Here is a 14,252-nt window from a genome sequence, read left to right as displayed (position 1 = left end):
CCTCCTAAAGTTTGATTTTTCTTCCTTTCCAAGTCACTGATTTCAAAAGATAGGTTTGGATCAATGACCACAAAAACAAGAAAAGAAAGAAGATAAAAAAGAACGGAAAAACGAACAAGAAAATCGGCTTGAAATTTCCTACACGTTTGGCAAATACAATACATTGGAGCACATACAGGCAATAAATGACCAGTGCGAGCGGCCATTGTTCCATACCAAAAGCCAACACTGAGCCAACACCACCACTTATCCAGAGGATGACTCCTAACAAAATAAAGGGATTGGTTGCTCTAGAAGCTGTGGCAAAATCCTTTGTCCATCCTTGGATCAATTGCTTGAAACCTTCAGGATACATGCGAAAAGCAATCAACTCTTTCCCACCATATAAATGGATGGGAAATCCTGCCTTTTGAAAACGATTGGCTAAAGCCATGTCATCTAAGATCCCACTAGGCATATCTTTATGCCCATCGACTTGGAAGTAATCGGTTTTCGAGCATAAGATACACGGCCCGAACGCCCCCGCTGCTTTTAATTTTTCACCTAGCACAGAAAAAGTATTCAACCCTACCAGAATGACCACATTGAAAACAAACGAGAGCTGTTCATAAAAGCGAACAGTTTGATGAAACGGTTGAAGCGACAGCAAGCCACTATTCCCTCTTTTTTCGTATTCATTCAACAGTCTTTCCAAACTATTGTCTGTCTGAAAAAATGTATCTGCATCTAAAAATAAGAAATGCTCACTTTGGGCCTTTGTTGCACCTAACCAACAGGCAGCCGCCTTGCCATGCTGCTCACGATCATTTGAGAAAACTGTTGCATCTAAGTTCTTGGCGATTTCTGCTGTACCGTCAGTGGAATCATCATCCACGACGATGATTTCTCGTGGTTGGATCGTTTGCCTTTGGATCGATTGTAGCAATTTGGGGAGCGTATTTGCTTCGTTACGTACAGGAATAATGATTGAAACATTTGTGTCAAAACGTTTTGCAGAGGTTAGGTTTGTGATGAATGGCAGTCGATAAAAGATACACCAACCTGAAAGCCAAGCAACAAAAAGGACGATCATTATTAGTAACAAAATTAGCCTTCCTTCCTATACATCCGCTTCTCTTCGAGCAATCTTGTCACTCACTTGTTGCCCACTCAAAGTGACCATTGGCATACCTGCACCTGGATTGACTGTCCCACCTACAAAGTATAAGTTGTCATAGCGCTCACTATGTTTTGCATGTTTGAACCCATGATTTTTCTTACGATCAGAGACAGTCCCATAGATTGCTCCACGATGGGATAAATAATTTTTTTGGATATCTTCCGGGGTCCAACGATTTTCATAGACAATATGTTTTCTCAAATCCGTTAATCCCATCGTTTCTAATTTGATCAAGATACGCTCCCGAAAGGCATCGTATTCTGCCTCTGTAAATGGTTGATCTTGTAAATAAGGGATGTGCGGTAAAATCTTGATGTTCTCATGTCCTTCGATGGTTTGAGAAGGATCAGTCTTATTGACATTCACAAGATAGATCGTTGGGTCGTCTGGCAACTGATGCTGATGGAAGTTTTGATCAAAGTTTTCTTTAGAAGCATTCGAAAAGAAAAAATTATGATGGGCTAATTGTGGGTATTCTTTATTAACACCTAGATGCAAGACAAAACCAGAACTTGCGGGTTCAAATTTCTTTTCTAATTTCTCTGTAAACGCTGGTTTTTCATCTAATAATTGTTCATAAGCTGGGATGACTTCCATATTCGAAACAAAATAATCTGCTTCGATCACCGTCCCATCCGCTAGTCGTGCCGAACGGATCTGTTCATCCACTACATTTAGTTTTTCAACCTGACAGCCAGTATGGAACGCTACGCCGAGCTCTTTCCCAAGATTGACGATTCCTTCAGCAATTTTATGCATCCCGCCCGGAACATACCAAATTCCTTGCTCATGCTGCATGTAACTCATCATATTTAAAACCGCTGGCGCATCATAAGGAGAGGAACCGACATATTTGCTGAAATACCCTAAGATATCTTGCATTTTTGGATGACTCACACGTTTAGCGATTCCATCATGCATCGAAGAAAAATAATCAAACCCTTTCAACGCTTTGATCACACCATGTTCTTTTAAAATCTCCATTGTCGAATCAAGCCCTTTGTCAAAATAACCGACTTCTGTGGCCGCATAAATTTCCTTCGCATAGTCTAAGAAATCTTGATACTCCCTCATATCTTTTTCAGTCAGCAAAGGATTTTCTTGGGCCATTTTCGTTAAATCACTGTATAGATCAATCGTTGTGTGATCAGGAAAAAAAGAACGCCACTGCAAATCTAACCGTTCGATCGGAATGTAATCTGCCATCTGTTTGCCACTCGTGAGAAACAGTTTTTCAAAAATTTGGGGCATCGTCAAAATCGATGGACCTAGATCAAAGCCAAACCCATTTGCTTCTAAACGGTTCAATTTCCCCCTAAATGATCGTTCTTTTCATATAGCGATACGTCGAATCCTTCTTGGGCTAAGGAAACTGCTGCAGACAAACCACCAAGTCCACCTCCCAGAACAATGACTGATTTCTGTTTGTTTTTCACAAAATCACCTCTTACTTTCTAAGTCTTAAAGCACATTTTCACAGATGTAAATTCGTAAGATCCAACTGTAAAAAAACACTTTATATCTATCTCTATAGTAGCATATCTCTAAAAAAACTTATTTTATTGCGCATTGTATTGTTATAAAACACTAAGAAAGGATAAAAGAAAAAACAGAAGAAACAAACACGTATGAAACGCTTTGTCTATTCTGTCTTAAGCTAATGGCACGTTCTTATGCGCTGATTCCGTTGCTTCTATCAAAGTATCGGCACAAACAAGCCACTGATTTTCTCTTTGATTTTCGTCCATGCACTTCGCTCTTGCCATTCGTCTTTTTTGACCTTTTCAGCGTGGGCTAAATCTTCTGTAAAATGGACGTTCAATTCATCAATCGTTTTTGATGGACCATAAATGAACATTGACAGTTCATGATTGAGATAAAAACTGCGAATATCAAAATTAGTTGATCCAATCGTTGCAACCACATCATCAACGATCATATATTTACAATGGATAAATGCAGTCGTATCGTAGATCGACACTTCAACTCCTGCCGATAACAACTCATCAATAAACGAGTTCGTCCCATGAAATGAAATCCCGCGATCGCCTTTTCCCGGTATGATCAATTGTACTTTGATCCCACAGCGAGCTGCTCGTCTGAGTGCCCCAAGAGTTTCTTCATCTGGAATAAAGTAAGGCATAGCAATCTTGATCGAATCAACTGCTTTACCAATCAAGTCATTGAAAGAGTCTTTGATGATCCTCTCCTGATCATACGGCCCTCCGTAAACGACCTGTACGATTTCCGAACCTTTTGGTTGTTCCGTTTGTAATGGAAAATACAGCTCTTGCTGATTGATGAAATAAGTGATCGTTTCCGTCCCTTCATCGAGAAATAACCAATCATAAACGAAACATTCCTGCAACTCGAGTACAGAAGGCCCTTCGATTCGAACATTCGTATCCCGCCAATAAGAAAACTTTTTCCCGCGTCCACTATACTCATTCCCGATATTCATACCACCAGTGTGTGCAATTTCCCCATCGATCACAACGATTTTCCGATGATTGCGCCAATTGGCTTTGTTACTCAGCCACGGTGAATTCAATAGATCATAGGTTCTTACCTCTACACCATTTTCTCGCATCGTATCTAATAATTGATTCGGGAAAGCAATTGATCCGACACTGTCATACATAAAACGTACTTTGATTCCCTGTCGAGCTTTTTCGATCAAAGCAGCAACTAGTTCTTCGCCAGTTTCATCCCCTTTTATAATATAGAAGAAAACATGGACATGATGTGTTGCCTGTTTGATATCTTGCAACAATGAAGCAAAAGCATCCGTCCCTTCTTTTAACAATGTCAATTGATTGTCTTTTGTGGGATACTTTGCGGAAAGATGGAAAATTTCTTTGGAAAGATCGTGCTTGGCATGAATGATTTCTGAATGTTCCTGAAGGATCTTGGACACCGTCTCTTGTATGTTTCGTTCATTGTCTAGTTGCTGTTTCGATAACTTGCGTAATCGTGGCTCACGACCAATCAGATAGTACAGCATGATCCCGACGACCGGTAAAAATAATAACGCTAAGATCCAAGCAATTTTAGAGGTTGCTTCTCTTTGATCAAAAATCACTAAATAGCCACAAAGAAGAAAGGCAAAAATTTCCACGATCAGCCACGCATAAATGATTTGATTCAAAAAAATAATCAGCGAAACAGCTACAAGAATCAATAATATCAATAATATTTTGTATTGTTGCAATTTATTCTTTATCATATCTATCTCCATATTCGCTCGCTTCGTTTTTTTGTTGCTTCTTTTTTCTGTGCCAATCAACGTTAATGGTGACAACACACCTTATATAGATTATATACGTTATAGTTACTCTAGTGTAAAGAAATCTCTCGTTTTCTTCGCACTTTTTTACAGAAAGTTTTCAACTAATAGAAAAATACTTTTTTCCCTCAGTTTTAAGAAAATGAAAGAAGTGAGATAATATTCATCATCTCATACTCCCTAAAACTGAGTAAATGTAATTAAAAAAAGGATGTTAGCAAAAATAAGCCAGAAATCCCGAAAATCTTAGCGGTTTCTGACTTATTTTTTGGAGCTGTATCTGGCTATCACAACTCTTTTTTTTATTGATTTTCTGGAACACTACTCAATTCCCAAGTAAGTGTCGTTGAATATTCTTTGGCTTCTGGATTCGTTCCTTTCGGTACATACAAACCAACACTTTTATCAGCTGTCTCTGCATTACCAAAACGATAGATCCAGGTTCCTGTTCCAGATTTTTCATCTGCTTGTAATAAGATTCTTTTAGTATTTGGTATGATTTTTTGGCCAGTTTCTTCTTTTAGCGCAGGCGCTGTTCCGCCTTGAGCTGTCACTAGTTCTTGATTGAGTAACTGGATCTCAGAACCAATCAATTCATGACCATTTTGATTACTGAATTGTCCATTCTGGGTAACCGATAATTGCCAACCACTTCGCTCATTGTCCGGTCGACGATCACTGATTTGGATAAAGTTTGGTCGTTCTTGTATTTCATTGACCGTGCCATCTTCGTTCAGTAAACGTTGAGGTTGGGCATAATAGGTTTGTTCATGAACAGAAATAGCTTGTGAGCCAAAATTGAAGGACGAAATAAAGTCAATGCTTAGTTGCCCTTGATCTTCTGGCAATTCTGGTTTATTTTCAGGTTCCACTTCTAATTCTGGATCCAAAGGATCTACCGGTGAGAAAGGTCCTACATCCTCAACGATTAATGTCGTAGCCGGTTCAAAAGTTACATCGTGAAATGTTAAGTCAGCGGCTGGGTTAATATTTCCACGTGCGTTATTTGTTTCTGGCGGATTGATCACACCTGCGGCTTCTGCCGAGCCTTCCGCATCTCTTAGAAAGACCTGAATCTCATCGTCTTCTTTTAAAGTTAAGTCAGATAAATTCAGGATAAAGTTACCCTCGTCGTCTACCGTTACATCAGAAGTGTCAAAGATTTGTCCATTATGAGTTGCGGTTATTTCAACCTCTTTGTTTTCAACATATCCCTGAACATGTGTTGCTGTTTTTCCGATGATATTCACAGGGAACTCCGCTGGTTTTGGTGGGATAATTGGAAAGACGACAACACTATCTATTTTGATATCGTCCGGCAAACTGGGAACTCCAACTTCACCAACACCGCGAAAAGCAGATAGAACGCTAATCCGATCTCCCTCATTTAAAAGTTCCGGTAATTTTACTTCAAATATTCCCTCTCTATCTGCTTCACCATAGATACTATCTACTTTAGTAACTGCTCTATGTGTTTCTTTTTCTCCAGTAAGTCGTTCAATTTCTATCTCTAGTTCTACCTCGCCTTCAAACGCTGATCTATAGTCACTCCCTTCCGGAATACTTACATGACCAAAAATAGACTTATCTGCATTGGTAGGAACTCTTAATTCATCTACAACAGCACGTGCGTTATTTGCACTAATTCTACTATATGCAGTCATTCCAGCTGGTCCAAAAGTACTTGTATTAAATGATTCCGGATCGCTAGTCTGTCTAATAGTATTAAAATTGCTTCCCGTTAATTCAAAATCAATCATATTCCAATACTTTTCTGCTTCAAGATCAAAATTAGAACCATTAGTCCATGCTGCAAAATTAGAATTTTTCAAATCAAATATAGAGGATGCCGATACACTATATATATTGCCTCCGTTTGGACGTGTATTTTTAAAATCAAAAAAAAGTGGATTATCAATAGTTATATTACTAATTGAACCATTAAATATTGCACCTGATGCAGTGCTCGATCTTCCAATTGCTGTAAAACTAGTTCCTTCCCTAACATTGATTTCCATCGAACTGTTTCCACCAATAGCAGGTCCAAAATCAGAGACAATATTTACTTCTGTTCCCACGCCACTCAAATCAAAAACTCCACCATCATTAGCAAATTCTATACCTTGATTCGCCGAATTATTAGGTGATCCGTTTCCACCATTGTACATTTGTAATTTACTATTTCCTTTTACAAAGAATTGACCATCCGCACGAAATCTTACTGCCGGAGCAGCTCCTTCTTCAGCCTCAATAATAACAGTACTATTATTATCTATATCAAATCGAGAACCTCGGCTTGCAGCCCCATAAAATCTAACTGTTGCATCATTTCCATCAAGACGAGAAGAGTAAAGTTCCATTTTAGAGCCATTGTCTACCAAAATTCTTGAATTCGTAGCAGTATCATAAAGAAGCGCACTAGTTTGAGGGGCTTCTATTTTCAAAGATGCTCCATTGTTAACCTCAATAAGCGATTCATTTGAATCAAATCTAATAACCCCTCCGTTTCTACCCGAGCTTGTTGAAGTTGTATTAATAGAAACTGTAGTGTCTTCATCCGTAATTTGAACTACCGGTAATACGCCTGAAATTTGTGCTAACTTTGCTTGCAGGTCCATACTTACTTTACTTCCATTTCGAGCAAAAAATTTATTGACTCGGAAGACAGCATCATCACGCCCATTCATAGTCGACCTATAAGTATTTTCGCCACCTATATATCCTGCCTTTGCATTCGGTGCATTAACTAAACCAGATACATTCCCACTTCCCGTATGAACATTTTCAAAATTTAATGTCCATCTTTGACTGTTGGCTGCTGTACCTGTAAAAATTGCTGTAGTTCCTGGTTTTGTTATTGTTATATTTTTTAAAGTAATTGTCGTCTCTACGCTCACTGCTCCAAGTGTGAATCCAGCAGTATTATTAGCAAAATCTATCGACCATCCTTGTCCGTCAATTTCGATATTTCTGTTGATCGTTCCTGCCGATCCAGCGTTTCTGACTATGTCGTTTTCCAAAATAATTTTTTGTACATCATCGTTACTTATGGCTTTTTGAAATTCTTCCCATGTAGAAACACTTACGAAAGGCTCTTTCTCCTTTGTTTGTTGATCCTGCGGAGCTTCTTCCTTAGGCTCATCTACTTCTTCGGATGTCTGATCATCCTCTTGATTTTCTTCTATTATATATTCTCCCTCTTTTGATTCCTTTTGTCCGCCTAGCTCATCATCAGGGGAGTCACTTTCTTCAGCTGGAAGTTCATCACTGATTGCTTCTGGCTCACTGATTTTTAGCTGAGTCGTCGTTTCTTCCACAGACAGTTCATAGTTTCCTATCTTGTCAAATACCAAAGGAAGAACAAACGTATTTTGCGCATGTTTTGAGTGAACGATCCATTCATGAGGCTGCTCTCCTTGTTCGATTGAAATCCCTGCCGACAATTGGTCTTGGATAAGCGTTGCTTCTTCTGGTAAGATCACTCGTGCCTCTGACACTTCTTGATCAGAAAAGAACGTCACTTGTAGCGGAACTTTTATCGTTCCTTGCAATTGAGATTGAGAAAAGAAAAAGTTAGGATTACTGGATAGTTCTTTTAAGGAGTTTTGGATAGCAGGACGTTCCATTGGCTCATGTTCCACATTGTCCATCGTGGTTTCTGCGTAGACCATGCCTAACGGTATAGTTACTGTTTGTATCACTAAAATTGTCGTCCCTAAAAAAAGCATCGTTCTTCTTAATCTTGAGGGCATTGTATTCACTCCTTCTCATTACTCTTATTCGGTTGCTCTTTTTTTCTTTTATGGATTAGGTAAAGAATTATTCCAAGCAATAAAACAAGTAACATGATTGAACCAATCATCCACCAATTAATACTCGTATCGACCATAACATCCGCACGATTCAATGCTCGTGCTTCATCTGCTTCGATCGTAAAGGTTCTTTCCCATTGCCATTCGTCTTCCCCAGAACGTGCCGTCATTTTCAATACGTAGTCACCACTGCGAAAACGATCACCTTCTAAAGAAATCGGGAAATTAAAATTGGAATTGGGTGCCATTTGCATCTGTTCTTGACTGGCTTGGTATAAAATCTCTTCTTCGCCCACTTTTTGAACCGTAGCTTCGACTTCTAAGCGATTCACGAATGTCGGGGTGAAGTTTTGTAGATTCGCACTGATCACATTGCGATAGTTGAGTTGGTCAGCAAAAACATCTAACAACTCTAAGTCCGGTTGTACAGCATCTTGTTTGTTGCTCACAACCACACCGATGATATACGCAAAATCATTTTGGATGGCGACACCTTCTTCATTACTCGTTTCTTCTGTTGCTTCTTCTTTGACTTCTGACACTCGTAATCCACCAGCTAACAATCCTTCAAATTCTTCTTTAGGCATGTTCAAATCAAGCGTAACGGTCTTTGTTTCATTTCCAGCAAGCTCAATGATTTCTGGTTGTTCAATCAACTCAGCCAACGAATGTTTGAGCGTTGGATCTGCTTCTTCCGCATCTTGTCCGTATTCTACGACCCCCATCACGTTGGTATAAGCAGTATGTGGGGTGATTTTGATTTTTTTGGCTTCTGCGTTTGCGTTTTGTAGTTTCAACGTTAGCTTTTCTGTCGTGTCTGGTGCAAGATTCAATTGAAAATAACGATCATTTCCTGATTTTTGATTTTCTGAGAACTCAGGCGTTACATAAAAATTCAACGTTCCTTCTTCCGCTCCAACCAACATGGGAGCCATCAGGCTGACAATCATGACGAGTAATACGATCCCCACTTGTTGGATTTTATTTTTTCGATATGTACTTGTCTTTTTCATAAACTTACCCCCTTCTTTAAAGGAGGTAGCGCTACAAAATTGTAACGCTACCACATTCACTTCTATAAACAAAAATCGGTTGCTTTTTAATGATTATGATTCGTTATGTTACTCATATTTTTTTTCTTGTTAATTTACACCACTAACATCAGGTGTATTGGATAATTCCCAAGTCAATGTTGATTTATATTGTGTCGCGTCTTTTGCTGTAGAACCAGGAACAAACAATTGGATCGCATTATTTGTTACTACTTCAACTTCATCGTTCATCTCTTGTGCATCTAGGTCTGCTTGGTTTCCCCAAACAACTGAAGATACCCCTGCACCTTTATCTTTTTCTGCTGTCATCACGGATACCGCAGAAGCATTTGGTATTAATTTCATTCCAGCTGGATGAGCTACTGGCGCATTACCAGGCGTGCTTCCTTCATACTGGATTCTTGGATCCAACAATGAAATTTCTGCACCGAGCAATGTATCATTTGTTGTATTCGTTGCTTTAAAGTCGGTCATGCGTACTTGCAGATTCCAACCAGCATTCGTTCCACGGACATCTTGTACTTGCGCAAAACTGACATACGGAACTTTGTTTTCTTCACCAGTTGTCCCCTTTTTTTGTTGTTTTTCTGCAACCATATTGTATGTTCGATCTTGATTTGAAATGACTTGTGAACCGAAATCCATTGTGACAGCTTTCATGATCGATAAAGGTCCAGTTGTTCCTGGCACTTCAGGCTCAATCTCGACATCTGGTTCTTTTACTGGCGGAACAACGACTAGCTCTTCATCTTCATTTGGTGTAAATTCAATCGTTCCATTAGTTGTTACATTACGCACTTCTTTTGATGTGTTTGTGGAACCATCTTCTGCAAATACAGTCATACCTCCGGCAAAAACTGTTGATGATAAGGCTGCAATTGTTGCTAATCTAACTAATTTCATTTATACACGTCCTACTTTCTATGATTGTTTTTTCTTTTTGTATTTCCAAAACCAAAAACTAAGTGTCACTATCACAAGAAAAACCCCTAAAATTATCCAACTACTCATTTGTTGTGCATTCGTTTTTGGCAATCTTCTGTGACTGGCATCTCTCTCCTCTGACGGTTGTTGAGCGATTTCTTTCGGGAAATCTGGTTTGATTTCAACTTCTGGAGCTGGTACTGGATCTCCAGGCATTTCATACATGCCTGTAAAACCGACTGTCCCCTCTGTTTCAACCGATCGAACCTCTGTCCCGTATACAACCAAGGGTGCATAACATTGAATAAGTAACATACTCAGGCTTAGTATGTATTTTTTTTTACGATTCATTTCCCTCCTCCTATAACCTTTCTTACATAATAGTAATTATCATTACTTTCTGCATAAATAAGATTAACGTAGCTCAAAAAGAAAAGAAATTCATATTTTTCACTAACTAGTGAAGTGGCTTGTTCCCACTTTCACTATGTGACTTTGATAGATTCGCTCCTTTAGTTGCACAACAAAAAATCGATGAAGAACCGCGGAGATCAGTTAATCTCTTTAGTTACTTCATCGATTAACGTCGTTTTTTGCTTCTTACAGCATACTATTGAGTAAAGGATTCAACTGAGTAAAAATGTTGACCCAATCATTTCTATTAGGGACTCGATTGATCAACAAATAGTCCTTGTTCAACTGGTAATCCAATAAATAAGGACGATAATTCGTTACGATCAAATCAACATGCTCAACGTTCAAACGTTCTTCTGTCAATTCATGTAACGGAACAAACAGCACATGATACTGCTTCGACAACAGTTGATTGGCTTGGACTTTGATCAACTGAACGAGTAAATGATTACCTTCCAAAAGAAACAACACTGTTTTCTTAGGTGAATAATAAGAGAACAAGATTTCTGTATACATCGTTAAACTTGCTATGATATCTTCTAAATATTTCTCTGAGAAAGACAGCAATGGTTGATTTTTTTGAATAAATTGTCGATTTTTCTCATAGGCTAAACCATAGAGACCTTTGATGATAATAATTTCTTCATTTAATAATTTATTCAGTATTGGTGCCATTTCATTATTGATTTTCCTCCCCAGAAAAAAGGCAGAAAGAAAGGTGGATAATATAGGATTAGTCTTACGGTCGATGTTGAATAATTGGAAGTAAGATTCAATCACTGGATCTATTTCAGGCCACTGATTATACTTCTCCAAAAAGACAGTCTCTTGCTCGATATGATCAATTGTTCGTTTGCTAATTATGATCAAAAAAAGCCAAATGATTTCATCTTGATGGATCGAAATACCATACTCCTTTTTGATCAGTGGAATCAATTCGGACATCAATAAAAAATCTGTCTCATTGCTAAAATCGATCTCTTTTATCCTACGAGGTAAAGAGATGATATGCCCATTCTTGTTTCTGATCATCGTGATATACAAACAGTAATAAAATCCTGTGACCATGACCCCTGTACCTATCTCATACTTACCAAGACGCTCACCTAACTTATCCAAAAACATTTGGTGGATACTTTCCGGGGGATAGACCGTATACGGTGTTGGTTCTCCTTCATAAAAAAAACTTGCGGATATTTCCTTCTTTTCCCACAAGGTCCACTGGTTTTAAGCTAAGTGAAAGCTGATATTCTTTTAAAACCTCTTTGATTTGAGCGACTGATCGTAGCATCGTACTTTCTGAATAATTATAGCGATCAGCTAATTCTCCGACAGATACTAGCTCTCCATAAAAAATGTCACTGATAATTTCAAACCAAATCTCCGATTGTAACAATGCTTCTTTGTCTTCATGATACAGTCGTCGATTTTTTTCTTTAAAAAAATAGCCAGTGGTATTTGACTCAAAAATCGCACTCTCTTCAAAGTAATTTTTCAGTTCACTGACATCTTTTAGGATCGTACGCTTAGAAACACCAAGTTGTTGTGACAATCCGACAATCGTAAACATATTCTGTTGTTCGATCACATTTAAAATCCGCATCCACCTTTCTGTAATCGTATTTGTAATAAATTTTAACTGTAACTCTCGCATTTTTCACACCTCTTTTGCTTTTTATATCTATTCTAAAAAAAAATAGATTGTAAACATGTATATCAAAAAATATGTGAAAATACTAATAATAAATAAGTGAATAAACTAAAAAATAACATACTTATGATGGCTTTCCATAACGCGTTGACAAGTTTAAACATATCGTGCTATACTCACTTTAACAAATTGAAGGAGGTCACTATGCGAGAAACATTTTTAGCGTTATTACGCGATTCCACGCCCCTATTTACGACATTACAAGAAGAAAATCGTCAAGAAATCGTCAGTTTACTAGTAGAAAAAGGTGGTTTAAGTGTGACAGAAATCACAGAAGAAATGTCTATTTCTCGCCCCGCTATTTCTCATCATTTAAAATTGCTTTTACAAGCAGGGATTGTGTATGTCGAAAAACGTGGCAAAGAGCGGATCTATTATTTAGATGTTGCTTGTATCAAACGTAATTTGAAAGGATTTATGCAACTATTAGAAAAAATATAAAAAGGCTTCGGCCTTTCTTTTTAAATAAATAGGTTCATAAGTTCGAACATATAAATATATTAAAAGGAGAAAACGCATGATCAACCAACTTTTACAGAATCAACAACATTTTTTTGAAACAGGAAAAACAAAATCAATCGACTTTCGATTAGCCCAATTAATCAAACTGAAACAGGCGATGCAAGAAATAGAGATTGAATTGACACAAGCATTATTCAAAGATTTGCGAAAACCAGCACACGAAGCATATGTCACTGAAATTGGTGTTGTCTATCAAAGTATTTCTGAGATGATCAAAAAATTAAAGAAATACGCTAAGCGAAAAAACGTTCATACACCGATTTATATGTGGGGGAAAAGTTATCTTGAGTATGAACCTTATGGACAAGTGTTGATCATTGCTCCTTTCAATTACCCATTTCATTTAGCTATTGAACCACTGATTGGGGCAATTGCGGCAGGGAATACGGTGATTTTAAAGCCAAGCGAATTAGCACCAAATGTGGCTAAAGTTCTGACAAAATTGATTCATTCAACTTTTGACAAAACATACATTGCCTCGGTCGAAGGCGGTGTGGACGTAACGACTGAATTACTCGCACAAAGATTCGATTATATCTTCTTTACTGGCAGTGTCCCAGTAGGAAAAATCGTAATGCAAGCTGCCGCAAAGAATTTGACACCCGTCACTTTAGAATTAGGTGGCAAGAGTCCCGTGATCGTCGATGATACTGCTAATTTAAAAGTGGCAGCAAAGCGCATCGTTTGGGGAAAATTGCAGAACAACGGACAAACTTGTATTGCGCCAGATTATGTTTTAGTGTCCCGTAAACGAAAAAAAGCATTGATCAAAGAAATGATTATTGCCACGAAAGAATTTTATGGTTCTGATATCCGAAATAACACAGACTATGGCAGGATCATCAATGATCGCCATTTTATCCGATTGCAACAGATGTTAGAAGCTGACCACTCCTTTGTCGTATTTGGCGGTGAAACAGATCGGGAAGATTTATATATTGAACCCACAATTTTGGATTTACCTAGTCATGATGCCGCAACCATGCAAGAAGAAATCTTTGGGCCGATCTTACCAATCTTGACTTTTGATACCATCGATGATGCGATTTCTCAAGTTAAACAGTATGAAAAACCTTTAGCACTATATCTATTTACAACATCGAATCGGAAAAAAGAACAGCTCATGACCGCTATTTCATCAGGAAATGTGACGGTCAATGATGTTCTGAAACATATTGCCAATCCTCATTTACCTTTCGGTGGTGTAGGAGAATCTGGTATCGGTGGCTATCACGGAAAATATAGTTTTCTTACCTTTTCTCATCAAAAAGGAGTCTATGAAAATCGTTTAACCTTCAATGTTCCTGGATTATTCCCACCTTATTCAAATCGATCGTTGAAACTTTTAAAAAAAATACTGAAATAAAAGGAG

10 protein-coding genes and 1 pseudogene are annotated in these 14,252 nt (G+C 38.1%); 2 read left to right on the top strand and 9 right to left on the bottom strand.

What is annotated here, in order from left to right:
- Positions 1 to 4: 4 nt before the first annotated feature.
- The 9 genes and pseudogenes from HZ311_RS10370 to HZ311_RS15795 form a co-directional block, all read right to left on the bottom strand.
- Complete coding sequence (locus tag HZ311_RS10370; RefSeq protein ID WP_023519124.1) at positions 5 to 1,084, bottom strand: glycosyltransferase family 2 protein; 1,080 nt, start codon at positions 1,082 to 1,084, stop codon at positions 5 to 7.
- A gap of 15 nt (positions 1,085 to 1,099) precedes the next feature.
- Positions 1,100 to 2,595 (bottom strand): annotated as a pseudogene (locus tag HZ311_RS10365) (phytoene desaturase family protein).
- A 260-nt stretch (positions 2,596 to 2,855) separates the two neighbouring features.
- Positions 2,856 to 4,385 (bottom strand): cardiolipin synthase, encoded by a 1,530-nt coding sequence (gene cls / locus HZ311_RS10360; RefSeq protein ID WP_010736291.1) that lies wholly within the window; start codon positions 4,383 to 4,385, stop codon positions 2,856 to 2,858.
- Between the two features lie 362 nt (positions 4,386 to 4,747).
- On the bottom strand, positions 4,748 to 8,197 hold the full coding sequence (locus HZ311_RS10355) for a WxL domain-containing protein (RefSeq protein WP_232092481.1): 3,450 nt from the start codon (positions 8,195 to 8,197) through the stop codon (positions 4,748 to 4,750).
- Positions 8,198 to 8,202: 5 nt separating this feature from the next.
- A complete protein-coding gene (locus HZ311_RS10350; protein WP_023519121.1) occupies positions 8,203 to 9,270 on the bottom strand; it encodes a DUF916 and DUF3324 domain-containing protein in 1,068 nt (355 codons plus the stop codon).
- A gap of 129 nt (positions 9,271 to 9,399) precedes the next feature.
- The gene (locus HZ311_RS10345; RefSeq protein ID WP_178946652.1) at positions 9,400 to 10,212 is read right to left on the bottom strand and encodes a WxL domain-containing protein; all 813 of its coding nucleotides are present in this window, start codon (positions 10,210 to 10,212) and stop codon (positions 9,400 to 9,402) included.
- Positions 10,213 to 10,230: 18 nt separating this feature from the next.
- Positions 10,231 to 10,584, bottom strand: a complete 354-nt coding sequence (locus HZ311_RS10340) for an LPXTG cell wall anchor domain-containing protein (protein WP_010736296.1) — start codon at positions 10,582 to 10,584, stop codon at positions 10,231 to 10,233.
- Positions 10,585 to 10,833: 249 nt separating this feature from the next.
- Positions 10,834 to 11,862 carry a BglG family transcription antiterminator gene (locus HZ311_RS10335; RefSeq protein WP_232092480.1) on the bottom strand — a complete coding sequence of 343 codons (1,029 nt, stop codon included), beginning with the start codon at positions 11,860 to 11,862 and terminating at the stop codon, positions 10,834 to 10,836.
- Positions 11,822 to 12,301 (bottom strand): helix-turn-helix domain-containing protein, encoded by a 480-nt coding sequence (locus tag HZ311_RS15795; RefSeq protein ID WP_232092479.1) that lies wholly within the window; start codon positions 12,299 to 12,301, stop codon positions 11,822 to 11,824. Before HZ311_RS15795 ends, HZ311_RS10335 begins: the two co-directional genes overlap by 41 nt.
- A 201-nt stretch (positions 12,302 to 12,502) precedes the next feature.
- Here HZ311_RS15795 and HZ311_RS10330 point away from each other — a divergent pair, with 201 nt between their 5' ends.
- On the top strand, positions 12,503 to 12,799 hold the full coding sequence (locus HZ311_RS10330; RefSeq protein ID WP_010736298.1) for an ArsR/SmtB family transcription factor: 297 nt from the start codon (positions 12,503 to 12,505) through the stop codon (positions 12,797 to 12,799).
- A 76-nt stretch (positions 12,800 to 12,875) separates the two neighbouring features.
- Positions 12,876 to 14,246 (top strand): aldehyde dehydrogenase family protein, encoded by a 1,371-nt coding sequence (locus HZ311_RS10325; protein WP_178946651.1) that lies wholly within the window; start codon positions 12,876 to 12,878, stop codon positions 14,244 to 14,246.
- Positions 14,247 to 14,252: the final 6 nt, after the last annotated feature.

Source organism: Enterococcus mundtii (genome assembly GCF_013394305.1).
GTDB lineage: Bacteria > Bacillota > Bacilli > Lactobacillales > Enterococcaceae > Enterococcus_B > Enterococcus_B pernyi.
Note: the sequence above shows the minus strand (reverse complement) of the source record. Positions and strands in the feature narration are given on the sequence as shown.